Annotated in this window: 19 protein-coding genes; 7 read left to right on the top strand and 12 right to left on the bottom strand. The window is 68.5% G+C overall.

The window, feature by feature from the left end; genetic code table 11:
* Positions 1 to 5: 5 nt before the first annotated feature.
* Both INQ41_RS07595 and INQ41_RS07590 read right to left on the bottom strand, forming a co-directional pair.
* Positions 6 to 734 (bottom strand): rRNA pseudouridine synthase, encoded by a 729-nt coding sequence (locus tag INQ41_RS07595; protein ID WP_193983296.1) that lies wholly within the window; start codon positions 732 to 734, stop codon positions 6 to 8.
* 98 nt (positions 735 to 832) lie between these two features.
* Complete coding sequence (locus INQ41_RS07590; protein ID WP_193983295.1) at positions 833 to 1228, bottom strand: HPF/RaiA family ribosome-associated protein; 396 nt, start codon at positions 1226 to 1228, stop codon at positions 833 to 835.
* Between the two features lie 175 nt (positions 1229 to 1403).
* Here INQ41_RS07590 and INQ41_RS07585 point away from each other — a divergent pair, with 175 nt between their 5' ends.
* Together INQ41_RS07585 and INQ41_RS07580 are read left to right on the top strand one after the other, a co-directional pair.
* Positions 1404 to 2165, top strand: a complete 762-nt coding sequence (locus INQ41_RS07585; protein WP_193983293.1) for a sulfurtransferase — start codon at positions 1404 to 1406, stop codon at positions 2163 to 2165.
* Positions 2166 to 2276: 111 nt separating this feature from the next.
* Complete coding sequence (locus INQ41_RS07580; protein ID WP_193983291.1) at positions 2277 to 4664, top strand: heavy metal translocating P-type ATPase; 2388 nt, start codon at positions 2277 to 2279, stop codon at positions 4662 to 4664.
* A gap of 16 nt (positions 4665 to 4680) precedes the next feature.
* Here INQ41_RS07580 and INQ41_RS07575 read toward each other — a convergent pair whose 3' ends face one another.
* Positions 4681 to 5934 carry a TIGR03862 family flavoprotein gene (locus INQ41_RS07575; protein ID WP_193983289.1) on the bottom strand — a complete coding sequence of 418 codons (1254 nt, stop codon included), beginning with the start codon at positions 5932 to 5934 and terminating at the stop codon, positions 4681 to 4683.
* Between the two features lie 89 nt (positions 5935 to 6023).
* On the opposite strand from INQ41_RS07575, the gene INQ41_RS07570 reads away from it, so the two are divergent.
* The gene (locus INQ41_RS07570) at positions 6024 to 7727 is read left to right on the top strand and encodes a serine hydrolase (protein ID WP_193983287.1); all 1704 of its coding nucleotides are present in this window, start codon (positions 6024 to 6026) and stop codon (positions 7725 to 7727) included.
* Positions 7728 to 7739: 12 nt separating this feature from the next.
* On the opposite strand, the gene INQ41_RS07565 is transcribed toward INQ41_RS07570, so the two are convergent.
* Genes INQ41_RS07565 through INQ41_RS07555 form a run of 3 tightly spaced genes read right to left on the bottom strand, consistent with a single transcriptional unit; the run spans position 7740 to position 11473 of the window.
* A complete protein-coding gene (locus INQ41_RS07565; RefSeq protein ID WP_193983285.1) occupies positions 7740 to 8798 on the bottom strand; it encodes an ABC transporter ATP-binding protein in 1059 nt (352 codons plus the stop codon).
* The gene (locus INQ41_RS07560; RefSeq protein ID WP_228076540.1) at positions 8788 to 10440 is read right to left on the bottom strand and encodes an ABC transporter permease; all 1653 of its coding nucleotides are present in this window, start codon (positions 10438 to 10440) and stop codon (positions 8788 to 8790) included. The genes INQ41_RS07565 and INQ41_RS07560 overlap by 11 nt, the downstream gene beginning before the upstream one ends.
* Positions 10424 to 11473, bottom strand: coding sequence for an extracellular solute-binding protein (locus tag INQ41_RS07555; protein ID WP_228076539.1), 1050 nt, complete (start codon positions 11471 to 11473; stop codon positions 10424 to 10426). Before INQ41_RS07555 ends, INQ41_RS07560 begins: the two co-directional genes overlap by 17 nt.
* Before the next feature lie 138 nt (positions 11474 to 11611).
* Here INQ41_RS07555 and INQ41_RS07550 point away from each other — a divergent pair, with 138 nt between their 5' ends.
* A complete protein-coding gene (locus INQ41_RS07550; protein WP_193983284.1) occupies positions 11612 to 12598 on the top strand; it encodes an LLM class flavin-dependent oxidoreductase in 987 nt (328 codons plus the stop codon).
* Between the two features lie 26 nt (positions 12599 to 12624).
* Here the strand turns inward: INQ41_RS07550 and INQ41_RS07545 are convergent, their stop codons facing one another.
* A complete protein-coding gene (locus INQ41_RS07545) occupies positions 12625 to 13107 on the bottom strand; it encodes an FKBP-type peptidyl-prolyl cis-trans isomerase (RefSeq protein WP_228076538.1) in 483 nt (160 codons plus the stop codon).
* Between the two features lie 128 nt (positions 13108 to 13235).
* Here INQ41_RS07545 and INQ41_RS07540 point away from each other — a divergent pair, with 128 nt between their 5' ends.
* Positions 13236 to 14093, top strand: a complete 858-nt coding sequence (locus tag INQ41_RS07540) for a PA4780 family RIO1-like protein kinase (RefSeq protein WP_193983280.1) — start codon at positions 13236 to 13238, stop codon at positions 14091 to 14093.
* 114 nt (positions 14094 to 14207) lie between these two features.
* Entirely contained in the window at positions 14208 to 14711 is a 504-nt protein-coding gene (locus INQ41_RS07535; RefSeq protein WP_193983279.1) for a pyridoxamine 5'-phosphate oxidase family protein, read from the top strand.
* On the opposite strand, the gene INQ41_RS07530 is transcribed toward INQ41_RS07535, so the two are convergent.
* From INQ41_RS07530 to INQ41_RS07515, 4 genes are all read right to left on the bottom strand, one after another.
* Entirely contained in the window at positions 14708 to 15880 is a 1173-nt protein-coding gene (locus INQ41_RS07530; RefSeq protein WP_193987275.1) for a BaiN/RdsA family NAD(P)/FAD-dependent oxidoreductase, read from the bottom strand. The two genes, INQ41_RS07535 and INQ41_RS07530, sit on opposite strands and share 4 nt — an antisense overlap.
* A gap of 85 nt (positions 15881 to 15965) precedes the next feature.
* The gene (locus tag INQ41_RS07525; protein WP_193983277.1) at positions 15966 to 16517 is read right to left on the bottom strand and encodes a YaeQ family protein; all 552 of its coding nucleotides are present in this window, start codon (positions 16515 to 16517) and stop codon (positions 15966 to 15968) included.
* A gap of 57 nt (positions 16518 to 16574) precedes the next feature.
* A complete protein-coding gene (locus INQ41_RS07520) occupies positions 16575 to 17618 on the bottom strand; it encodes a YeiH family protein (protein ID WP_193983275.1) in 1044 nt (347 codons plus the stop codon).
* A gap of 101 nt (positions 17619 to 17719) precedes the next feature.
* On the bottom strand, positions 17720 to 18205 hold the full coding sequence (locus INQ41_RS07515; RefSeq protein ID WP_193983274.1) for a DUF4142 domain-containing protein: 486 nt from the start codon (positions 18203 to 18205) through the stop codon (positions 17720 to 17722).
* A gap of 256 nt (positions 18206 to 18461) precedes the next feature.
* On the opposite strand from INQ41_RS07515, the gene INQ41_RS07510 reads away from it, so the two are divergent.
* On the top strand, positions 18462 to 19373 hold the full coding sequence (locus INQ41_RS07510; RefSeq protein WP_193983272.1) for a pseudouridine synthase: 912 nt from the start codon (positions 18462 to 18464) through the stop codon (positions 19371 to 19373).
* On the opposite strand, the gene INQ41_RS07505 is transcribed toward INQ41_RS07510, so the two are convergent.
* Positions 19360 to 21447, bottom strand: a complete 2088-nt coding sequence (locus INQ41_RS07505) for a DEAD/DEAH box helicase (protein WP_193983270.1) — start codon at positions 21445 to 21447, stop codon at positions 19360 to 19362. The two genes, INQ41_RS07510 and INQ41_RS07505, sit on opposite strands and share 14 nt — an antisense overlap.
* Between the last annotated feature and the right edge of the window lie 84 nt (positions 21448 to 21531).

Genomic DNA, 21531 nt, shown 5'->3' with positions numbered 1-21531 from the left:
GCCTCTTAGAACCGCTCGCTGACCGGCATGTAGCGCCACTGTCCGACGGGCATCTTGTTCAGGCCGATGCGGCCGATGCGCAGGCGTCGGATTGCCACCACCCGCAGTCCCACCTGCGCGCACATGTCGCGCAACTGACCGGGCCGGACATCCTTGATCGCAAAGCGCAGGCGGATCTCGTTCTGCCAGCTGACCTTGCACGTCGGTAGCGTGCGACCTTCGTAGCTCAGTCCGCGCGCCAACCGGCTCAAGGTGTAGGGACCCGCCTGGCCGTCGATCTCGACCAGGTACTCCTGCTCCAGTTTCGCCCCGTCCTCTTTCAGGCGCCGGGCGGTGCGGGGGTCCTGGCTGGCCACGACCAGCCCACTGGCATCGTCATCCAGCGGCATCAGCGGTTGCAGGTGGGAAAAATGGCGCTGCAGCGTGCGGATGCCGCGACGCTCGTCGCCTTCGATGCGGTTCGCCTCGGTGATCAACGACACCGAATCGGAAAACGCCAGGTCAGCCGGCTTGTGCAGCAACATCGTCGCCGGTTCGCTGGCTTCCAGGCGCGCGTCCGGGTCCAGCTCCACGCACTGCGCATCGACCATGAATTGCGGCGACTCGACCACTTCGCCGTCGACCTTGACCCAGCCCCCCTCGATGTACTGTTCGGCCTGCGCGCGCGAGCACGCCGCCAGGTCGGATACCTTGCGGGAGAGTCGCTCAGGGGATGGGGCGGGGTGATCGGACATCGGCGGCACCTGGGTACGGCCGACCAGTGTAGATCGACCCGGCCATAAAGGCCGGGTCGCGTTCGTGCTGCCGCCCGTTGCAGGCGGCGCGGCTCGTGTCAGGAAGCGTCGGCGATGTCCTTGATGGCCTGGTCCAGCACCGGCGCATCCGCGCCGGGCGCGACGTGGTGCGGCTTGCGCTCATCGGCGGCCAGCTTGCCCAGCGAGCTCTCCAGCTTGCTCTTGAGCTTCTGCGCGGCGCCGTTGATCGACTCCTGCACGGTGGCGGCCTCGGCGGTGACGGCGACCGGGTCGCGCGACGCCAGGCGCGCTTCCATCAGGCAGCGCTTGTCATTCTGGCCGGACTTGTCCGCGTTCAGGTCGCTCAGGTGAACCTCGATCCGGGTGATCTGGCTGGCGAAGCGCGACAGCACGTTGTTGACGACCTTGTCGACGTGGGCCGCGACCGATTCGTCGCCCTGGATGTTTCTGTCGGTGTTGAGCTGGATCTTCATTCAGACGTATCTCCGTCGGTGGGGTCGGCGTTGTCGCCGGGTCACAGGCAACAATAGTCCATTGCATGTTGACCGGGTGACAACGGAGCCTTGGACGCCGGGGCGGCCGCCGAAGTTCCCTCCGCGCCGACCGCGGCGGCCGCCACAAAGCCAGTGGCCCCGGTAAAATCGGCGGATGAAGGTCATCAATATCGCCGCCTACCACTTCACCCCCATAGCCGACCCTGACGCGCTCGCCGAGCGTCTGCACAGCCGTGCGGCCGAGGCGGATCTGCGCGGTACCGTGCTGGTGGCGCCGGAAGGTCTCAATATCTTCCTGGCCGGCGCGGCGGAAGGCATTGACGCCTTCCTGTCGCCTCTGCGGGACGACCCGCGCTTTGCGGGCATGCCGGTCAAGACCAGCCGCAGCCGCCACCAGCCGTTTGCCCGGCTGAAGGTGAAGGTCAAGCCGGAAATCATCGCCTGGCGACGCGACGATGGGGCGCCGCTCGCGCATCCGCGGGCGCCGACGGTGGCGCCGGTGGATCTGGCGCGCTGGATCGAGTGCGGCGTCGATGACGATGGTCGCCCGGTGGTGCTGCTGGACACCCGCAATCGCGAGGAAGTCGCCTACGGCAGCTTCCGCGACGCGCTGACCCTGCCGATCGACAACTTCACCGATCTGGTGGGGGCGCTGGCGCCGCACCGCGAGGCGCTTGCCGGTGCGACGGTGGTGAGCTTCTGCACCGGCGGCATCCGCTGCGAGAAAGCCGCGCTGACGCTGCGGGCGGACGGCATGGACAACGTCCTCCAGCTGGACGGCGGCATCCTCGGCTACTTCGAGCAGGTCGGCGGCGGCGGTTATGAAGGCCGCTGTTTCGTCTTCGATGAGCGCGTGGCGCTGGATCCGTCGCTGCAACCACTCGTGGACGGGGATCCACTCCGGCCGGCCGCCTGAGCGCGACGTGGCAACCGGCGCCATCGTCCCCATATCGGGCGCTGGGAGTCTGGCGAAAAGGCTCGCTCAAGCGGAGAAATCACGACTGTGTTGCGGCTGGGTGTGGAAGGAATGTCCTGCGCGTCCTGCGTGGGCCGGGTCGAGAAGGCCTTGTCGAAGGTCGCCGGGGTGCGCGCGGTCAGCGTGAACCTGGCCACCGAAATGGCCGAGGTGGACGCGGGCGACGATGTCTCGCTGTCGACCCTGGTCGATGCGGTGGCAGCGGGCGGCTACGCGGTCCGCGACGAGTCGATCGACCTGGCGATTGAGGGCATGACCTGTGCGTCGTGTGCTGGGCGGGTCGAGAAGGCGCTGGCCGCGGTTCCCGGCGTGCTGGAGGTCAACGTCAACCTGGCGACCGAACAGGCCCGCGTGCGCATACTTGCGGGGTGTGACGCTTCGGCGCTGGTCGATGCGGTGAGGGCTGCCGGCTACGGAGCGCGCATCCCCGCGACGGATGCGGCCACCGACGGCGACCCGGATACCGCAGGGCACCCGCCACGCGACAGCCGCCACTCGCGTGAATTGCGCCACCTGCTGATCGCCATCGCCTTGTCGGCGCCACTGATGCTGCCGATGCTGGCGATGCCGTTCGGCCGCGACTGGATGCTGCCGGGCTGGGTGCAGTTCGCGCTGGCCACGCCGGTGCAGTTCTGGCTGGGTGCGCGTTTCTACCGCGCCGGCTGGGGCGCGCTGAAGGCCGGCGCCGGCAACATGGACCTGCTGGTGGCGCTGGGCACCAGTGCGGGCTATGGCTTGAGCGTGTACCACCTGTTTGCGGATGCCGGGCCGGGCGGCGCGCACCTGTACTTCGAGGCCTCCGCGGTCGTGATCACCTTGGTGCTGCTGGGCAAGGGGCTGGAGGCGCGGGCCAAACGACAGACGACGGAGGCGATCCGCGCGCTGCAGGCCTTGCGCCCCGACACGGCGCGCGTGGTGCGCGATGGCGTGGAGCGCGAGCTGCCGCTGGAAGAGGTGCGGGTCGATGACGAGGTGGTGGTGCTGCCGGGCGAGCGCATTCCGGTGGATGCGCAGATCATCGAGGGCCGCAGCCACGCCGACGAGTCGCTGATCACCGGTGAGTCGCTGTCGGTGGCCAAGGAGCCGGGTGATCGCGTCACCGGCGGTGCGGTCAACGGCGAAGGCCGCCTGCGCCTGCGCACGGTCGCGATCGGCGCTGAAACTGCGCTGGCGCGGATCATCCGTCTGGTCGAGGACGCGCAGGCGAAGAAGGCGCCGATCCAGCGCATGGTCGACAAGGTCAGCGCGGTGTTCGTGCCCGTGGTGGTGGCGATCGGTGTGCTGACGCTGCTCGGCTGGGGCTTGATTGGCGGCGACTGGAACGTGGCGATCCTCAACGCGGTCGCGGTGTTGGTGATTGCCTGTCCCTGCGCGCTGGGACTGGCGACGCCGACGGCAATCATGGCCGGCACCGGCGTCGCGGCGCGCGCGGGCATCCTGATCAAGGACGCCGAGGTGCTGGAGACCGCCCGCTCGCTGAAGGTCATCGCCTTCGACAAGACCGGCACCTTGACCGTGGGCCGACCGACGCTGGCGCAACACATCGGCGCGGACGGCGACGACGCGACGGTGCTGCGCCTGGCGGCTGCGCTGCAGACCGGCAGCGAGCATCCGCTGGCCAGCGCGGTGCTGCAGGCCGCGAGCGATATCGACATTCCACGCGCTGCCAACGTGCGAGCCTTGGCAGGCCGCGGACTGGAAGGCGAGGTCGAGGGTCGCGACCTGCTGCTGGGAAGCTCGCGCCTGATGCAGGAAAGCGGCGTTGATCTCACGTCCATGCAATTGCAGGGCGGGGATTTGGCCGCACACGGTCACAGCGTCTCGTGGCTGGCCGAGCGCCAGCCCGACGGGGTGCGTTTGCTGGGCCTGCTCGCGTTCTGCGACGAGCCGCGACCCCAGGCCCGCGACGCCATCCGGACGCTGCACGCACAAGGCCTGCGCACGGCGATGATTTCCGGGGACAACCTCGGCGCGGCGCGGGCGGTGGCCGATGCGCTTGGAATCGATGACGTGCGCGCCGAGGTGCTGCCCGGTGACAAGGCCGACGCGGTGAATGATCTGAAGGCCGCGGGACCGGTGGCGATGGTCGGCGACGGCATCAACGATGCGCCCGCACTGACAGCAGCAGATGTGGGCATCGCTATGGGCGGTGGCAGTGACGTGGCGATGCACGCGGCGGGGATCACCCTGATGCGCTCGGACCCGCGACTGGTGTCGGACGCGATCGCCATCTCCCGCCGCACCAGCGCCAAGATCCGGCAGAACCTGTTCTGGGCGTTCATCTACAACGTGATCGGCATTCCGCTGGCGGCCGCCGGATTGCTCGATCCGGTGGTCGCCGGCGCCGCCATGGCCTTCTCCAGCGTCAGCGTGGTTTCCAATACGCTGCTGTTGCGACGCTGGAAACCGCAGTCGGCGAGTCAGCCCGCGGCGGAGTGACGCTCGCTGCGAGCGCTCAGCCTCGGATGTCGGTGGAGCGCGCCAGCCAATCCACCGCGCCCAACCCGGCGCGGCGGCCGCTGGCGAAGCTGGCGTTGAGCAGGTAGCCACCGGTCGGTGCTTCCCAGTCCACCATCTCGCCGGCGCAGAACATGCCGGGCAGGGCATTGAGCATGAGCGCCTCGTTCATCGCCTCCAGCCGAACGCCGCCGGCGCTGCTGATCACCTCGTCGATCGGGCGCGGGCGCAGCAGTGTCAAGGGCAGGCGTTTGATCGTACGGGCGACCCGGTCCGCATCACCCAGTCCCTCCTTGCCCAGCACCTCGTAAAGCAGCGCGGTTTTGACGCCGTTGAGTCCGGCTTGCCGGCGCAGGTGGTCGCTCATGCTGCGCCCGTTGCGGGGTTTGGCGAGGTCGGCACGCAGGCGGTCGAGATCGCGACCGGGCGCGAGATCCAGTGTCAGCACGGCCCGGCCGTCGCGCGCGATCGCGTCGCGCAGTGGGGCGGAGATCGCGTAGACCAGGCTGCCTTCGATGCCGTCGGCGGTGACCACGCACTCGCCCTGCAGCGCATGGTCCGCACCGTCCTCCTGCCAGTGCGCGATGACCGGCTTCAGCGGTGCGCCGGCATGGCGCTGGACGAAGTGCGCACTCCAGTCGATGTCGAAACCGCAGTTGGCGGAGACCAGAGGCGCCATGTCCACGCCGCGCGCAGCCAGCCAGGGTTGCCAGGCGCCGTCCGAGCCGAGCTGGGGCCAGCTGGCGCCGCCCAGGGCAAGCACGATGGCGCCGTGACGCGCCGCTACTTCGCCCGTAGGCGTCCAGAATCGGAGCGCGCCGTCACTGTCCCAGCCCTCCCAACGGTGCTGCACATGGAAACGGACGCCCTGATCGCGCAGTCGCCGCACCCAGCCGCGCAGCAGCGGCGCCGCCTTGCGATCCAGCGGGAAGACCCGGCCGGAACTGCCGACGTAGGTCTCCACTCCCAAGCCGCGCGCCCACTCCCTCAACGCAGCGGCATCGAAGTCGTCCAGCCACGCGCCGACCGCCTCGCTGCGCTCCCGGTATCGCCGGTCGAACCCCGGGCGGTCCTCGCCGTGGGTGAGGTTCAAGCCGCCCTTGCCGGCAATCAGGAACTTGCGCCCGACCGAGCCCTTGGCCTCGTAGAGGTCGACCTCGATGCCGGCCGCGCGGGCGGTTTCGGCGGCCATCAGGCCGGCCGGGCCACCGCCGATGACGGCCACGCCGGGTAGGGCGGTGGGGTCTGACATGAAGCAGCTCCGGGCGGCGCAGCGGGGCGCTGCATTATGCCGTGCTGGGGTATCTTCAGCCCTTCGGATTTCAGGGGACACGGACACAGATGCCTATCACCAACCTCAGCCGGCTTGGTACCGGAAAATGCCTCGCCCTTGCCGTCGCGCTGGCCGTCGCCCTTGCGCTGGTCCCCGCCGCGCACGCGCAGGATGCCGCGACGGAGACGGCGGCACCCGAAGCAAAGGCGCGCCCCGACCTCGCTATTTTCGTCGACACGCCCGCCGGATTGCCCGGCCAGCTCGCCGACTTCGACGCCTACATCGATGACATCCGCGAGCGCTTCGAGGTGCCGGCGATGGCGGTGGCGATCGTCAAGGACGGGCGCGTCGTACTGGAGCGCGGCTATGGCACGCGCGACCTGGACAGCAAGGTCCCGGTCGACGAGCACACCCTGTTCGCCATCGCCTCCAATACCAAGGCATTCACCGCCGCCTCGCTGTCGATGCTGGCCGACGAGGGCAAGCTGAAAATGGACGATCGCGTGGTCGACCACCTGCCGTGGTTCCGCATGTCGGATGCCTACGTGACCGGCGAGATGCGCATCCGCGACCTGCTCGCCCACCGCAGCGGGCTCGGCCTGGGCGCCGGGGACCTGCTGTACTGGCCGGGCTCGAAATACACCACGGAAGAAGTCGCGCGCCGCTTGAAGGCTGTCCCGCTCAAGGGCGGATTCCGCGACCGCTACGCCTACGACAACATCCTGTTCGGCGTCGCGCAGCTGGTGGTCGAGTCGGCCAGCGGCCAGCCGTTCCGGGAGTTCCTGCAGAGCCGGATCTTCCGTCCGCTGGGCATGGACGACACCCGCTTCAACAGCGACTACCTGCAGCCGGGCGACAACGTTGCGACGGGCTATGCGCAGGCCGATTTCACCAGGCTGGTGGCGGCGCCGCGCGTGAGCTGGGGCAACGTCTCCGGCGCCGGCGGCATCTATTCCAGCGTCCACGACCTGACCCACTGGGTACGTGTGCAGCTCGATGGCGGGGTGATTTCCGGCGAAGGCGACAGTGCCCGGCGCCTGTTCAGCGAGAAGCGCCAGCGCGAGATGTGGTCGATGATCACCCCGATCCCGGTACCAAAGCCGTCGGTGCCCGCGCTGGCCGCCGCCACGCCCAACTACGCCGGCTATGGCGAAGGCTGGTCGCTGTCGGACTACCGCGGCAGCAAGCTGGTCTGGCACACCGGCGGCTGGCCGGGTTTCGTCTCCCGCATCACCCTGGTGCCCGAACACGATCTGGGCATCATCGTGCTGACCAGCGCCGAGCAGGGCGGGGCGTTCCAGGCGGCGACGTTGCGCGTGCTGGATGCGTACCTGGGCGGGCCGCGTACCGACTGGACCGGCGCCTATCTGTCGGCGCGCGGCAATGCGCAGGAAAAGGCCGACAAGTCCTGGCAGGAGCACATCGCCAAGCGTGACCTGCGCTCCAGGTCGTCTCTGCCGCTGAGTGGCTACGCCGCGACCTACCGCGACCCCTGGTACGGCGACATCATCATCGAACGAAGCGGCGAGAAGCTGCGGATCCGTTTCGACAAGACGCCCGATCTGGTCGGCACCCTCAGCCACTGGCAGCACGACACCTTTGTGGTGCGCTGGGACGAGCGCTGGCTCAACGCCGACGCCTTCCTGACGTTCGCGCTTGAGCCCGACGGGGCGGTGCGCGAGGCGCGCATGCAGGCGATCTCGCCGCTGACCGACTTCAGCTTCGACTTCCACGACCTGCGGCTGGTGCCGCTCAGGCCGGACGCGGAGTAGCGCGCCGATTCGCTAGGCGGTGCCGGTCGGGGCCTCCGGCTCGAACACGACCACGTGCTCCAGGTCGAGGCGGATGCCGATGTCCTGCCCGACCGCGTGGTCGTGGTGGGATGGCACCAGCGCCTGCACCTGCTCGCCATCGTCCACCTGCAGGGTGTAGAGGAAATCGGCGCCGCGGAAATGGCGCCGCACGATCCGCGCCTGCATCGGAGCGTCGTCGTCGTGGATGACGTCATCCGGGCGCAGCAGCATCTGCACCTGTGAGCCGGGCGCGCTGAGCAGCCGGTGGTCGGACGTGAGCACGCCAAACCCGGTTCCCACGTGCATGTCGTCCACCACGCGTGCCGGCAGCAGCACGCCTTCGCCGACAAAGCCGGCCACGAACGGGTTGGCCGGGCGGTGATAAAGATCGTAGGCGGTGGTCCACTGCTGCAGGCGGCCTTCGCCGATCACGCCGACCAGGTCCGCCATGGCAAAGGCCTCCGCCTGCGAGTGGGTGACCATCAGGGCGCCGATCCCGGTCGCCTTCAGCGCGGCGCGGACCTGGATCGCCAGGCGTTCGCGCAGGTCGGGATCAAGGCTGGAAAACGGCTCGTCCAGCAGCACCATGCGTGGCTCCGGCGCCAGCGCCCGGGCCAGGGCGACGCGTTGCTGCTGGCCCCCGGAGAGCTGGTGCGGCGGGCGTCTGGCGTAATCGGCCAGGCCGACCAGGTCGAGCATCGCTTCCGCGCGCGACTTCGCCTTCGCACGCGGCCAGCGGAACAGGCCGAAGCGGACGTTGTCGATCACGCTGAGGTGGGGCAACAGGGCGTGATCCTGGAACACCATGCCCATCTGGCGTTTTTCCGGCGCCAGGTGCACGCCGTTGCCGACCAGCACCTCGCCGTCGGCGCGGATGGAGCCGGCGGCAAGCGGCTCGAACCCGGCGACCGCACGCAGCAACGTGGTCTTGCCCGCGCCCGAGGGGCCGATCAGGCATCCGATCTGGCCGTCGGCCAGCTCCAGGCTGGCTCCGGAAAGCACTACGCGGCCGTCGTAGCCGACCGCGGCATTGTCGATCTCAAGCCGCATCGCGTCCTCTACGGGTCAGGGCAATCACGGGAATCAGCCCCGCCAGCGCGATGGCCAGCGAGGGCAGGGCAGCGCGGGCGTACTCGCCTTCATTGGTCAACTCGAACACGCGGGTGGCCAGGGTGTCCCAGCCGAACGGACGCATCATGAGGGTGATCGGCATTTCCTTCATGGTGTCGACCAGCACCAGCAGGCCGGCGGTTGCGAAGCTGCCGCGCAGCAGCGGCCAGTGCACGACGCGCAACTGGCGGGCGCCGGTGACGCCCATGCTGCGGCTGGCCTCCAGCAACTGGGGCCGGACCCGCAACAGCCCGCCAGCGACCGGCGCATGCGCCACCGCGAGGAAGCGGATGCCGTAGGCCACCAGCAACAGCACCAGCCCACCTTCCAGAGGGACGTCCCAGCCGCGGGTCTCGGCGAGCCAGGTGGAGAAGCGGGCGACAGGTACATACAGCCCGATGGCCAGCAGTGCGCCCGGAAGTCCGTAGCCCAGCGTGGAGATGCGGGTGGCGGTGGCGGTGAGCATGCCCGGTTGCTCGCGCGCGGCCAGGGCGATGACGAAGGCCACTGCGGTGGTCAGCGCCGCGGCCATGGCCGACAACGACAGCGCGTTGCGCAGGCTCGCGAAATAGCGCGGATCCAGGTCGTCCAGATGGGCCAGCGCCTGCCAGCCCAGCTGCGAGAGCGGCAAGCCGAGCGCGACGACCAACACCAACGCGCACAGCGCCGTTGCCCACCAGCCCCTGCGTCCCGTCTGCAGGCGTGGCGCCTTGGCGTGGCCGACGGAGACGAACGACTGGCGTCGCCGCGACGCGGTTTCCAGGCCGACCAGCACCAGCACCGCGACGAGCAGCACCGCGGCGATCTGCAGGGCCGTGTCGGTCGAGAACAGCGCAAACCACGCCTTGTAAATCGCGGTGGTGAACGTGTCGTAATTGAACGCGGACACCGCGCCGAAGTCGGCCAGGGTCTCCATCATCACCAGCAGCGTGCCGCCGGCGATCCACGGCCGCGCCATCGGCAGGCTGGCGCGGAAAAACGCGCGCCACGGACCCATGCCCAGCGCGCGGGCCGCCTCAAGCGCGCGAGCGCCCTGGCTGGCAAACGCCTCGCGGGCGACCAGGTACACATACGGGTACAGCGCCAGCGTCATGACCGCGATCAGGCCGGCGCGCGAGCGGATGTCCGGCAGCTGCAGCGAGGCGTGCTCACGCAGCCAGGCGGTGAACGGCGCGCCGTAGTCGAACAGGCCGATGAAGGCGACCGCGAGCACGTAGCCGGGCATCGCCAACGGCAACACCAGCAGCCAGGCAAACCAGCGCCGGCCGGGGAATTCGCACAGCGCCACCAGCGCCGCCAGCGCAGTACCCAGGATCGCGCTTCCCGCGCCCACCCCCAGCAGCAGCCACGCGGTATTGCCGGCGACCTGCGGCAGTACGTACTGCCACAGGTGCTGCAGCGTCTCCCTATCAGGTCGCGCCAGTGCCGCCAGGGTCGCCCCCAGCGGAATCAGGCTGGGAAGCGTCAGCGCGACCGCCAACCACGTCCATCCGCGCGGAACCGGCAGCGCACGCGCGTGGCGCCCGCCGCCGGCCACTTCCGGCACCGGTGAAACCGTGAACGGCTCAGCGATAGCCGGCACGGTCCATGAGCTTGACGGCGTCGGCCTGCATCGCCCCGGCTTGGGAGACGTTGATCAGGTCCTGGCGGTAATCGCCCCAGGCCTTGATCAGCGGGTCGGTGGCGATCTTCGGGTTGGCGGGATATTCCAGGTTCTCGCCGGCGAACAGCTCCTGCGCGTCACCGTCGGAAAGCCACTCGATGAACTCGCGTGCCGCCTGCGGATGCGGTGCATGGCGGGTCACGCCTGCGCCCGATACGTTGACGTGCACGCCGCGCTCGCCCTCGGCCTGGTTGGGCCAGAAAACGGTGACCGGCAGCGCCTCGTCCTTGCGCAACGCGCGACCCAGGTAATAGGTGTTGCTGATACCCACGGCGCAGCGGCCGGCAGCGATCGCCTCGATCACCTCGTTGTCGCTGGCCATCGGCGGCGCCGCCAGGTTGGCCACCCAGCCGCGCACGACCTCTTCGGTCTTCTCCGCGCCCAGGCTGGCCATCATCGTGGCGATCAGGCTCTGGTTGTAGACCGAGTTGCTGGTGCGCAGGCACAGCTTGCCCTTCCATTTCGGGTCGGCGAGGTCTTCATACGTCGACAGCGTGTCCGCGGGGGCCTTGGCCGGATCGTGGATGATCGTGCGTGCGCGCACCGAGAGGCCGAACCAGCGGTTCTCCGGGTCGCGCAGGTTTTCCGGGATGTTGTCGCGCAGGCGCTGGGAGTCCACCGGCTGCAGCAGGTCCATGTTGGTGGCCTGCCACAGGTTGCCGGCGTCCACGGTGATGAACACGTCGGCCTTGCTGCGGCTGCCTTCGGCCTTGAGGCGCTCCATCAGCGGCGGCGCCTTGTCGGTCAGATAGGTGATCTTGACTCCGGTCTCCTCGGTGTAACGGTCGAACAGGGGCTTCAGCAGCTGCTCGTTGCGCGAGGTATAGACCACCAGTTCGGTTGCGGCATCGCTGGCCGGGGCGTCGGTGCCGGCATCGCTGGAAGGCGGCTTGTCGGCGGAGCAGGCGGCAAGCGCGGCCAGGATGACAGCGGTCAGGGGGAGCAGTCGCACGGAGGCACCTCGGCTGGGTACAAATGAGAATCGCTATTATCTACGAACCGGCGGCGGAAGTATCGGCAGGCAGGTTGGCAAAACCGTCGCGGCGGCCCCATGTAAAGGGCACTGGACCATCCCCCGCGAGTCTTCCCCATGATTCCCTATTCCCTGCTCGACCTTGCCCCCGTCACCGAGGGCAGCGATATCCCCCAAGCGTTTGCCAACACGCTGGACCTGGCGCGCAACGCCGAGCGCCTGGGCTACCAGCGCTTCTGGCTCGCCGAACACCACAACATGCCCGGCATCGCGAGCGCGGCGACCGCGGTCCTGATCGGCTATGTCGCCGGCGGCACCTCGACCATCCGCGTCGGCGCCGGCGGCATCATGCTGCCCAACCACTCACCGCTGCAGGTCGCCGAGCAGTTTGGCACCCTGGCGTCGCTGTACCCGGACCGCATCGACCTTGGATTGGGCCGAGCGCCCGGAACCGATCAGGCGACCGTGCGCGCGCTGCGGCGCTACCACGAGGGCGCCGACGCGTTCCCGCACGACGTCGCCGAGCTGCTCGGCTTCTTCCGTCCGGCCAAACCGGGTCAACCGGTGCGCGCCGTGCCCGGTGCCGGGATCCAGGTCCCGGTCTGGTTGCTGGGCTCCAGTCTGTTCAGTGCGCGGCTGTCGGCGGCGATGGGCCTGCCGTTCGCATTCGCATCGCATTTTGCGCCCGACGCGATGGACGACGCGCTGGCGCTGTACCACGGCGAGTTCACGCCGTCGGCGCGCCTGGACAAGCCGCACGCGATGCTGGCGCTCAACGTGGTCGCCGCCGAGACCGACGCCGAGGCGCGACGCCTGTTCACCACCCAGCAGCAGGCGTTCGCGAAGCTGCGTCGGGGCGACATCGGCCTGGTGCCGCCGCCGATCGACGACATCGACGCGTGGTGGACACCGCAGGATAAGGAAGGCGTGGGCCGCGCGCTGGCCTGCGCGGTGGTCGGTGATATCGACACCGTTCGCAAGGGCATCGCCGCCTTCATCGAACGTCATCGGCCCGATGAGTTGCTGCTTACCGCGAACATCTTCGACCACGCGGCGCGGGTGCGCTCGTTCGAGATTGCCGCCGAAGCGATGGCGAAGAACTGACGCTCGATCCGCGGCCGGGCGCCGGCTCAGTGCTTCTTGCTGACGTCCATCAGTTCGACCTCGAACACCAGCGAGGCGTCCGGCGGAATCACGCCGCCGGCGCCCCGGCTGCCGTAGCCCTGTGCGGCGGGTATCAGCAGCACGCGCTTGCCGCCGACCCGCATGCCGGCGACGCCGTCATCCCAGCCGCGGATCACCCGGCCGGCGCCCAGGACGAACTCGATAGGCGTGCCGCGCTCGCGCGAGCTGTCGAATTGCGCGCCTCGGTTTTCCGGCGCGTCCTGGTCGTACACCCAGCCGGTGTAGTGGACGCTGACCTCATCGCCCGCGGCCGCCACCGCGCCGGTGCCGTCGACCAGATCGATGCGCTGCTGTTCGGCCACGCTGCCGTTGGGCGGCGCCGGCAGTGTGGATGGCGAGCACCCGGCCAGCACGGTGCCGGCGAGGGCAAGTCCGAGCAGAAAGGTGGATGCGGCGCGCGCGGGTGTGCGGGTCGAAAAGGGTTTCAAGGTAACGGCTTCGCTGGCGGCTTCGGGAGGCCAACGATACCGCCCATCGGGAGCCGGTTCAGCGCGATCCGGGCCAGATCGCGGCCAATCGACCATACTGGCCGGCCGTCCAAGGCCGAACGTCAAACATGAAGACCCCCGCCGGCTTGCAGCCGTTGATCGATGAAGGCGTGATCGACGAAGTGCTGCGCCCGCTCAAGAGCGGCAAGGAAGCAGACGTCTACGTGGTCCGTTCCGGTGACGAGATCCTGTGCGCCAAGGTCTACAAGGACATGGCCCAGCGCAGCTTCCAGCAGCGCGTGCAGTACCAGGAAGGACGCAAGGTCCGCGGCAGCCGCGAGCAGCGCGCGATCACCAAGGCGAGCAAGTTCGGCCGCAAGGAGCAGGAGGCCGCCTGGAAGAACACCGAGGTCGACGCGCTGTATCGCCTGGCCGATGCCGGGGTGCGGGTTCCTGCGCCGCGCGGCTATTACAACGGCGTGCTGGTGATGGAGCTGGTCACCGACGCCGAGGGCCATTCCGCCGCGCGCCTGGGCGAGGTCGAGCTGACTGCCGCGCAGGCCCGCGAATACCACGCCTTCCTGGTGCGCCAGGTCGTCCTGATGCTGTGCATCGACCTGATCCACGGCGATCTGTCCGAGTACAACGTGCTGGTCGGGCCGGACGGTCCGGTGGTGATCGATTTCCCGCAGGTGGTCAGCGCATCGGGCAACAACGCCGCGCGCAAGATGCTCCAGCGTGACGTCAACAACCTCACCCTCAGCCTGGGCGGGGTCGCCCCCGAGCTGCTGTCGACCCACTACGCCGAGGAGATGTGGGCGCTGTACGAGAAGGGCGAGCTGCGGCCCGACAGCGAGCTGACCGGCCAGTTCGCATTCGATGAATCCAGCGCGGACCTGGACAGCGTCCAGCTGGCCATCCGCGATGCCCGCGAGGAAGCGCTGATCCGCCAGCAGGGACGCGAGGCGGCGGCCGAGGAGTACTGACGTCGGCCTGACTGGTCGCGCGGTCGTTGCCCGTCCCACCATTCACCGGGTCTTTTCGTCACATGCGATTGGATGGTTGCCTTGCCGCCCGTTGAGCGGCCTCCGGAGTCTTCCATGAGCACACCCAGCATCGACCGCGCCGCCCACATCAAGCACCTGGCCGAACTGATCCACGACGTGGACGTGGCGATGATGACCACCATCGCCCGCGACGGCCGACTGGTCAGTCGACCGCTGGGCACGCAGGAGGTCGAGTTCGATGGCGACCTCTGGTTTGCCACCGGCCGGAACAGCGACAAGGTCGCCGAGATCACCGCCAATCCGCAGGTCAACGTCTCCTACGCGTCCACCAGCAAGAACAGCTACCTGTCCGTGGCGGGGCGCGCGTCCATCGTCAATGACCGGGCGAAGATCGACGAGCTGTGGTCGCCAGCGATGAAGCTGTTTTTCCCGGGCGGCAAGGACGATCCCGACCTGTGCCTGATCCGGGTCGAAGTGGACAGCGCCGAATACTGGGACGGTCCGGGCAGCATTTTTGGCAAGGCGCTCTACATCGCCCTGACCGCAGTCACCAACGATCCCGCCAGCCTGTCGGAGAACGAGCGTTTCGAGCTCTAGACCGCGCTGCCGGCGGCGTGTCCCGATGCCCACGCCCACTGGAAGTTGTAGCCGCCCAGCCAGCCGGTGACGTCCAGCACCTCGCCGATGAAATACAGGCCCGGCACGTGGCGGGACTCCATCGTGGTCGAGGACACGCCATGGGTATCCACGCCGCCCAGGGTCACCTCGGCGGTGCGGTAGCCCTCCGTGCCGCTGGCCACCAGCGGCAAACGGTGCAGCACAGCGGCGACTTCCTGCAGCTCAGGCAGGTTGAACTGGCGGATGGGCCGGGCGGGCTGCAGATGGCCCAGCCACGCCTCGCACAGGCGCTGGGCAAAGCGCTTGGGGAAGAGCTCGGCCAGCAACGTTTTCAGCTCGGCCGCGGGACGCGCGCGCTGCATATGCTGCAGGGTGGCCAGAGCATCGGTATCGGGCAGCAGGTCCAGCTGCAGGTCGTCGCCGGGCTGCCAGTAGGACGAGACCTGCAGGATCGCCGGGCCACTGATGCCACGGTGGGTGACCAGCATGAAGTTGCTGAAGGACTGACCGCCGGCGGTGGCGGTAACAGCCAGCGAGACGCCGCTCAGATCGGCCAGGCGCTCCTGGTGCTTGCCGCTGAGGGTCAGCGGAACGAGGCCGGCGCGCAGCGGAAGGACGGCGTGGCCGAACTGCTTGGCCACTTCGTAGCCGAAACCGCTGGCACCCATGCTGGGGATGGACAGGCCGCCACTGGCGACAACCAGCGCCTGCGCGCGGAGTTGGGCTAGGCTTGTGTCGACCACGAACCCGTCCTGCCCACTCCCCGGGACGTCGCCGGGCGCGCCGAGCCGCTCGATTTTGCGGACGCTGCAACCCGTTTCCACCCGCAAGCCCGCCGCGCTGCACTCGTCCAGCAGCATCTTCACGATCAGCTTGGAGGACTCGTCGCAGAACAGCTGGCCGAGCTCCTTCTCGTGCCACGCGATGCGATGGCCCTCGACCATGTCGAGGAAGTGCCATGGCGTATAGCGGGCCAGGGCGGACTTGCAGAAATGCGGGTTGGCCGACAGGAAGTTGGCCGGACTGGTGCCGGTATTGGTGAAATTGCAGCGACCGCCGCCGGACATCAGGATCTTCTTGCCCACCCGGTTGGCATGCTCGACGACCACCACGCGCTTGCCACGCCGGCCGGCGGTGATCGCGCACATCAGGCCGGCGGCGCCGCCGCCGACCACGATCACGTCTACCTCGCGGACGCCCGCAGGTCCACTGGAGTCAGGCGTCACCACCGGTTCAGTCGGTGCTGGGCGCCATGCGCACGGTGGGGCGCATCGACGTACTGCCGCGATCGCCCATCAGCTGCAGTTCGCCGTCCTGGATCAGCACGTTCAGGCGCATGCCGCGCTCGCCGATCGCCGGCAACGCATCGACCACATGGCTGGGGATGTCGAGAACGGTGAGGTTCTTCAGGCGCGACACGGAACTGGCGATCTTGTCCCACCAGATGTCCGAGGCGTTGCCGCCATAGTTCACCACCACGACCTGTTCGGCCTTGGCGCATGACTTCTTGATCCGCGACTCGTCGGGATGGCCCAGGTCGATCCACAGGCCGATGTCGCCCACGTAATCGCGCTGCCACAGATCCGGCTCATCCTCGTTGCTGATCCCGCGACCGAACTCCAGCCGCTCGTCGGCATACAGCGCGAAGGCGAGCAGGCGCACCATCAGGCGCGCATCGGTTTCGGACGGATGCTGGGCCAGCGTCAGCGTATGGGTGGCGTAGTAATGCCGGTCCATGTCGCTGATCTGCAGCTCGGCTTTGACGACGGTGGAATTGGCTGCCATGACGGACTCGCGGAAGGTAGCCCGCCATTCTATGCGGTGCGGCCTCGCGGTGCCGGTTTAAACCTGTCCGGTGGCGAACTGGACCGCCAGGCTGGAAACCGCCACCGCGATCCACACGCCCAGCCCCAGCGCGATCGGCTTGAAGCCGGTGCCCGCCATCCGCCGCAGGTCGGCCGACAGGCCGATGGCGGTCAGCGCCATGATGATCAGGAAATTGGCGGCGACATGGATGGCAGGCTGCACTGCCTCGGGGATCAGCCCGAGCGTGCGCGCGGCAGAGGCGACCACGAACCACAGAATGAACCACGGGACGATGGCCGACAGCCGGAAATCGCTGGCGCCACTTTTCTTGTGTTTCCACGCCTCGATCGCGGCCAGGATCAGGCACATCGGGATGATCAGGGTCGCCCGGGTGAGCTTGACGATGGTCGCGTGGTCGCCGGCCTCCTTGCCATAGCTGTAGCCGGCGGCCACGACCGATGAGGTGTCGTTGATCGCGGTGCCGGCCCACAGGCCAAATCCCTGCTGGCTGAGGTCCATCAGGTGGCCCAGCGCCGGGAACACCAGCACCGCCACGAGGTTGAAAAGAAAGATCGTGGAGATCGCGAAGGCGGTGTCGTGCTCGTCGGCCTTGATGATCGGCGTGACGGCCGCAATCGCGGAGCCGCCGCAGATCGCGGTTCCCGCGCCGATCAGCAGCTTCAGTTTCGACGGGATGTTGAGCAGCTTGCCCAACACCAGGGCCGACGTGAACGCCGCAACGATCGTCACGGCGGTGATGGTGAGCGACTCCATCCCGGTCCGGGCCACCTGGGTCAGGCTGAGGCCGAACCCGAGCGCGATGATCGACCATTGCAGGATCTTCTTGCCGGCGAACCGGATCCCCGGCTCGCATGCGCGCGGTGGCGACACCGTGTTGCGGATCAGCACCCCGAGCAGAATGCCGAATACCGGACCGCCGACCAGCGGCAGCCAGCGCCCGAGCACCAGCGCGACCACGGCCACCACCGTGGCCAGCAGCAGGCCGGGCCAGAGCGGGGAGGGTGGGGCGGGAGTGGGGACTGGGGAGGTGGCTGGGAAGTGCGTGGGAGAGGCCGACATCAATCGCGTGGTCCAGGAACCGGACGCACAGGATAGACGCCGACCCGGCAACGGGCGAGCCCGGGCGGACGCTCACCCGCCCGATCGATGCGGCGCCCGTCTCAGTTGTCGCGCAACGCCATCGCTGCCTTCATGTGGTCCTCGTAGTTGCCACGGCTGCGTTCCAGGTGCGCGCGGATGACGTCACGGTCCGACCCCTGCAGATGCTTGTCGATCAATGCCAGAGCCTGCTCGTGGGTCTGGATCACCGCGTCCAGATAGCCGCGCTGATAGGCGTCCGCATCCAGCTCGGCCATTGCCTTGAGCCGCTTCTCCTCCTCGCTGCGCTGGTTCCTGACGGCGGGGGTGTCGGTCACGTCAAGTGCCTCGGCATCCCCCAGCGCGCGGGTCTGGGTCAGATTGCGCCGGTGGTGCATGGAGATCTGCTCGGCCAGTTCGGCCACCGCGGGGTCCAGCTGCTCGTGCTGGCGGGCCTGCTCGGCCATCGCAATCGCTTGCTGGTCCAGCGCGATCAACTGGGCAAGCGTTTCGCCCGGCGCGATGGCCGTCTCACTGGCTGCGGCGGTTGTCGCTTGATCCGGCGGCATTGGCGCACGGGTGCAGGCCGCCAATGCAATAACTGTCAAAGCGACGAAGACAAGAGATACCTTTCTGGACATGTCATTCCTCCCGGGTTCGTGGCGCGCCGCATGAGTCGCAAGGCCCGCGGCCCGTCCATGGATGAATGGCCCCGCAACGACCAAGCTAGGCCAAGCGCGGCAATACCGCGTGAGGGCGAGGTGATGGTGGGAACTTCTTGCGACTTGGCCTGTCCCGCCGCCCGCCCTCCCGTACGCTTGCGGGATGAAACCGCGACCCGCCCCGATCGATGGCGTACCCGCCAGCCGCGTGCAGCTACCGGGCGGAACCTGGCCGTCCGCCTTTGATGCGATGTGCGCCCGGTTTCCGCGGATCGATAAGGCGACGTGGCGAAGCCGGTTCGCCCGGGGCCGGGTGCTGGATGGCGCGGGGCTCCCGCTGGCCGCGCACGCAAGCGTCACCGCAGGGATGACGCTCTATTACTACCGCGAGGTGGCGGAAGAGCCAGCCATACCGTTCACCGAACAGGTCCTGCATGCCGACGCGGACCTGCTGGTGGTCGACAAGCCGCACTTCCTGCCCGTGATGCCAGCGGGCGCGTACGTGCGCGAGAGCCTGCTGTTCCGGCTGCAGCAAACCCTGAAAAACGCGGATATCGTCCCGTTGCACCGCATCGATCGGGGCACCGCCGGGCTGGTGATGTTCTCAGTCAATCCGGCGACCCGGGACGCCTATCAGGCGCTGTTCCGGGACCGGGCAATCCGCAAATCCTACGAAGCGCTGGCGCCGGCGCTGCCCGACACCCGGTTTCCCTTGGTCCACCGCAGCCGTTTGCAGCGCGGCGAGCCGTTCTTCCGCATGCACGAGGCGGCCGGTGAGGCCAACAGCGAAAGCCGGATCGACGTGCTCGACCGCGATGGCGACGTCTGGCGCTACGCGCTTGAACCGGTCACCGGCAAAAAGCACCAGTTGCGGGTGCACATGGCGGCGCTGGGCGCGCCGATCATCAACGACCCGTTCTATCCAGATCTGCAGGAGCAGTCAGCCGACAAGCACGCGTTGCCGCTCAAGCTGCTGGCGCGGTCGCTGGCGTTCATGGACCCGCTGAGCGGGGATGCGCGGGAGTTCCGGAGCGCGCTGGCCCTGGAGCTCCCGGAGCCGATCAGCGCGGCTTGAAGGGTTTACGCGGTGCGAAATTGCCCGGCTTGCCACCGGCCGGCTTGCCGGCATGCGGTGCACGCGGACCGGACGGTCGCGCGTGCGGCGGGCGCGGCGAGTTGGGTCGGGCAGTGCGCCCGCCGGTGTTGTCGCGCTCGTCCGCGTGGCGGATGCGCAAGGCCTGGCCGGCCACATAGACCCGCTTCAGGTGCTCCATCAATTCGTGCGGCATGCCTTCGGGCAGGTCGATCAGGCTGTAGTCGTCGCGGATGTCGATCCGGCCGATGTAGCGGCTCTCCAGGTCGGCCTCGTTGGCGATCGCGCCGACGATGTTGCCCGGCTGCACGCCGTGCTCATGCCCGACTTCGATGCGGAATGTCTCCATGCCGATCTCGTCGGTGCGCGGTGCGTTGCGCTGCGGCGGCGCCGAAGGCCCGCTGCGTGGCGGCTGCGAAGGCGCTGCCGGTGCGGCGTCGTCGAACATGGCTTCAGCCGCGTTGGCGCCACTCGGGCGTGCGGGCGGCTGCTGGGCGGCGCGGGGCGGCGTCGGGCGGTCTTCTTCGAAGCGCCGCGGCTCCGCTGACGCCGGCGCGGAGTGGCGCTGGTCGAAGCTTCGCGGCGCGACATCCCGATCGGTCCGTTGCTGGCGGGGCGGTCGCGGCGGCTGGCCGCGGTGACCGACATCGCGCGGGCTGGCCCCACGCGGGTCCGGGCGCGGCTCGTATTTGGCCCGCGGCGGTGGCGGCGCCAACAGCAGCGGGTGATCGCCCTGGAACAGCTTGGCCAGTGCGGCGGCGATTTCCACCGCAGGCACGTTCTGCTCGCGCTCGTAGCGCTCGATCAGCTCGCGGAACAGGCCCAGGTCGTTGTCGGCCAGGGTGTCGGTGATGCGGTCGAGGAACTTGGAGACGCGCTGCTCGTTCACCGTCTCGATAGAGGGCAGTTCCATCTGCTGGATCGGCTGGCGCGTGGCGCGCTCGATGGCGCGCAGCATGCCGCGCTCACGCGGGGCGACGAACAGGATCGCCTCGCCCTTGCGCCCGGCGCGCCCGGTGCGGCCGATGCGGTGGACATAGCTCTCGGTGTCGTACGGGATGTCGTAGTTGAGCACGTGGCTGATGCGGTCCACGTCCAGCCCGCGGGCGGCGACGTCGGTCGCGACCAGCACGTCGATCTTGCCGTCCTTGAGGTTCTGGATGGTCTTCTCGCGCTGTGCCTGCTGCACGTCGCCATTGATGGCAGCGGCGGCAATACCGCGGGCGGCGAGCTTGGAGGCGAGCTCATCGGTGCCCAGCTTGGTGCGCGCGAACACGATCATCGCGTCGAATGGCTCGGCCTCCAGAATCCGGGTCAGCGCGTCGAGCTTCTGCACGCCGCTGACGGCCCAGTAACGCTGACGGATGTTGTCGGCGGTGCTGGTCTTGTTCTTGATCGCGATCTCGACCGGCTCTTTCAGGTAGGTCTGGGCGATGCGCCGGATCTGCACCGGCATGGTGGCCGAGAACAGCGCGACCTGGCGGGTTTCCGGGGTCTTCTTGAGGACCTTCTCGACATCGTCGATGAAGCCCATGCGCAGCATCTCGTCGGCTTCGTCCAGCACCAGGAAACGCAGCGCGGAGATGTCCAGCGAGCCGCGGTCCAGGTGGTCGATGACGCGACCCGGCGTGCCGACGATGACCTGCACGCCGCGCTTGAGCGCCTGCAGCTGCGGGTAATAGCTCTGGCCCCCGTAGATCGGCAGCACCTGGAAGCCCTTCATGTGCGAGGCGTAGCTCTGGAACGCCTCGGCGACCTGGATCGCCAGTTCGCGGGTCGGTGCCAGCACCAACGCCTGCGGGGTCTTCTGCGCAGGATCGATGCGCGCCAGGATCGGCAGCGCGAATGCCGCCGTCTTGCCGGTGCCGGTCTGCGCCTGGCCGATGACGTCGCGGCCCTGCATCAGCGGCGGGATGGTGGCGGCCTGGATCGGCGAGGGCGACTCGTAGCCCAGCGCGCTGATGGCCTGACGCAGTGTCTCGGGCAGGGCCAAGCCGTCGAAGTTCAACGGAGTGTCGGGGAGGGAGTCGGGGGTAGCGGGCGTTTCGGCGCTCATCGCGGTTCTCGGCAGCGCCGGCTGGGCCGGTCGGGTAGACCGCACAGTTTAACGCCCGCGCGACATTGACGCGATGCCAATCGT

The organism is Lysobacter ciconiae, assembly GCF_015209725.1.
Classification (GTDB): Bacteria; Pseudomonadota; Gammaproteobacteria; order Xanthomonadales; family Xanthomonadaceae; genus Novilysobacter; species Novilysobacter ciconiae.
This window is presented reverse-complemented; position numbering and strand designations above follow the sequence as displayed.

What these genes read in the sequence shown, in the direction of transcription:
- INQ41_RS07510 (WP_193983272.1), top strand. Translation starts at nt 18,462, where the DNA reads ATGAAACCGCGACCCGCCCCGATCGATGGCGTACCCGCCAGCCGCGTG.
- INQ41_RS07505 (WP_193983270.1), bottom strand. Translation starts at nt 21,447, where the DNA reads ATGAGCGCCGAAACGCCCGCTACCCCCGACTCCCTCCCCGACACTCCG.
- INQ41_RS07580 (WP_193983291.1), top strand. Translation starts at nt 2,277, where the DNA reads ATGTCCTGCGCGTCCTGCGTGGGCCGGGTCGAGAAGGCCTTGTCGAAG.
- INQ41_RS07565 (WP_193983285.1), bottom strand. Translation starts at nt 8,798, where the DNA reads ATGCGGCTTGAGATCGACAATGCCGCGGTCGGCTACGACGGCCGCGTA.
- INQ41_RS07520 (WP_193983275.1), bottom strand. Translation starts at nt 17,618, where the DNA reads ATGTCGGCCTCTCCCACGCACTTCCCAGCCACCTCCCCAGTCCCCACT.
- INQ41_RS07515 (WP_193983274.1), bottom strand. Translation starts at nt 18,205, where the DNA reads ATGCCGCCGGATCAAGCGACAACCGCCGCAGCCAGTGAGACGGCCATC.
- INQ41_RS07570 (WP_193983287.1), top strand. Translation starts at nt 6,024, where the DNA reads ATGCCTATCACCAACCTCAGCCGGCTTGGTACCGGAAAATGCCTCGCC.
- INQ41_RS07585 (WP_193983293.1), top strand. Translation starts at nt 1,404, where the DNA reads ATGAAGGTCATCAATATCGCCGCCTACCACTTCACCCCCATAGCCGAC.
- INQ41_RS07550 (WP_193983284.1), top strand. Translation starts at nt 11,612, where the DNA reads ATGATTCCCTATTCCCTGCTCGACCTTGCCCCCGTCACCGAGGGCAGC.
- INQ41_RS07535 (WP_193983279.1), top strand. Translation starts at nt 14,208, where the DNA reads ATGAGCACACCCAGCATCGACCGCGCCGCCCACATCAAGCACCTGGCC.
- INQ41_RS07540 (WP_193983280.1), top strand. Translation starts at nt 13,236, where the DNA reads ATGAAGACCCCCGCCGGCTTGCAGCCGTTGATCGATGAAGGCGTGATC.
- INQ41_RS07575 (WP_193983289.1), bottom strand. Translation starts at nt 5,934, where the DNA reads ATGTCAGACCCCACCGCCCTACCCGGCGTGGCCGTCATCGGCGGTGGC.
- INQ41_RS07590 (WP_193983295.1), bottom strand. Translation starts at nt 1,228, where the DNA reads ATGAAGATCCAGCTCAACACCGACAGAAACATCCAGGGCGACGAATCG.
- INQ41_RS07525 (WP_193983277.1), bottom strand. Translation starts at nt 16,517, where the DNA reads ATGGCAGCCAATTCCACCGTCGTCAAAGCCGAGCTGCAGATCAGCGAC.
- INQ41_RS07530 (WP_193987275.1), bottom strand. Translation starts at nt 15,880, where the DNA reads ATGTGCGCGATCACCGCCGGCCGGCGTGGCAAGCGCGTGGTGGTCGTC.
- INQ41_RS07595 (WP_193983296.1), bottom strand. Translation starts at nt 734, where the DNA reads ATGTCCGATCACCCCGCCCCATCCCCTGAGCGACTCTCCCGCAAGGTA.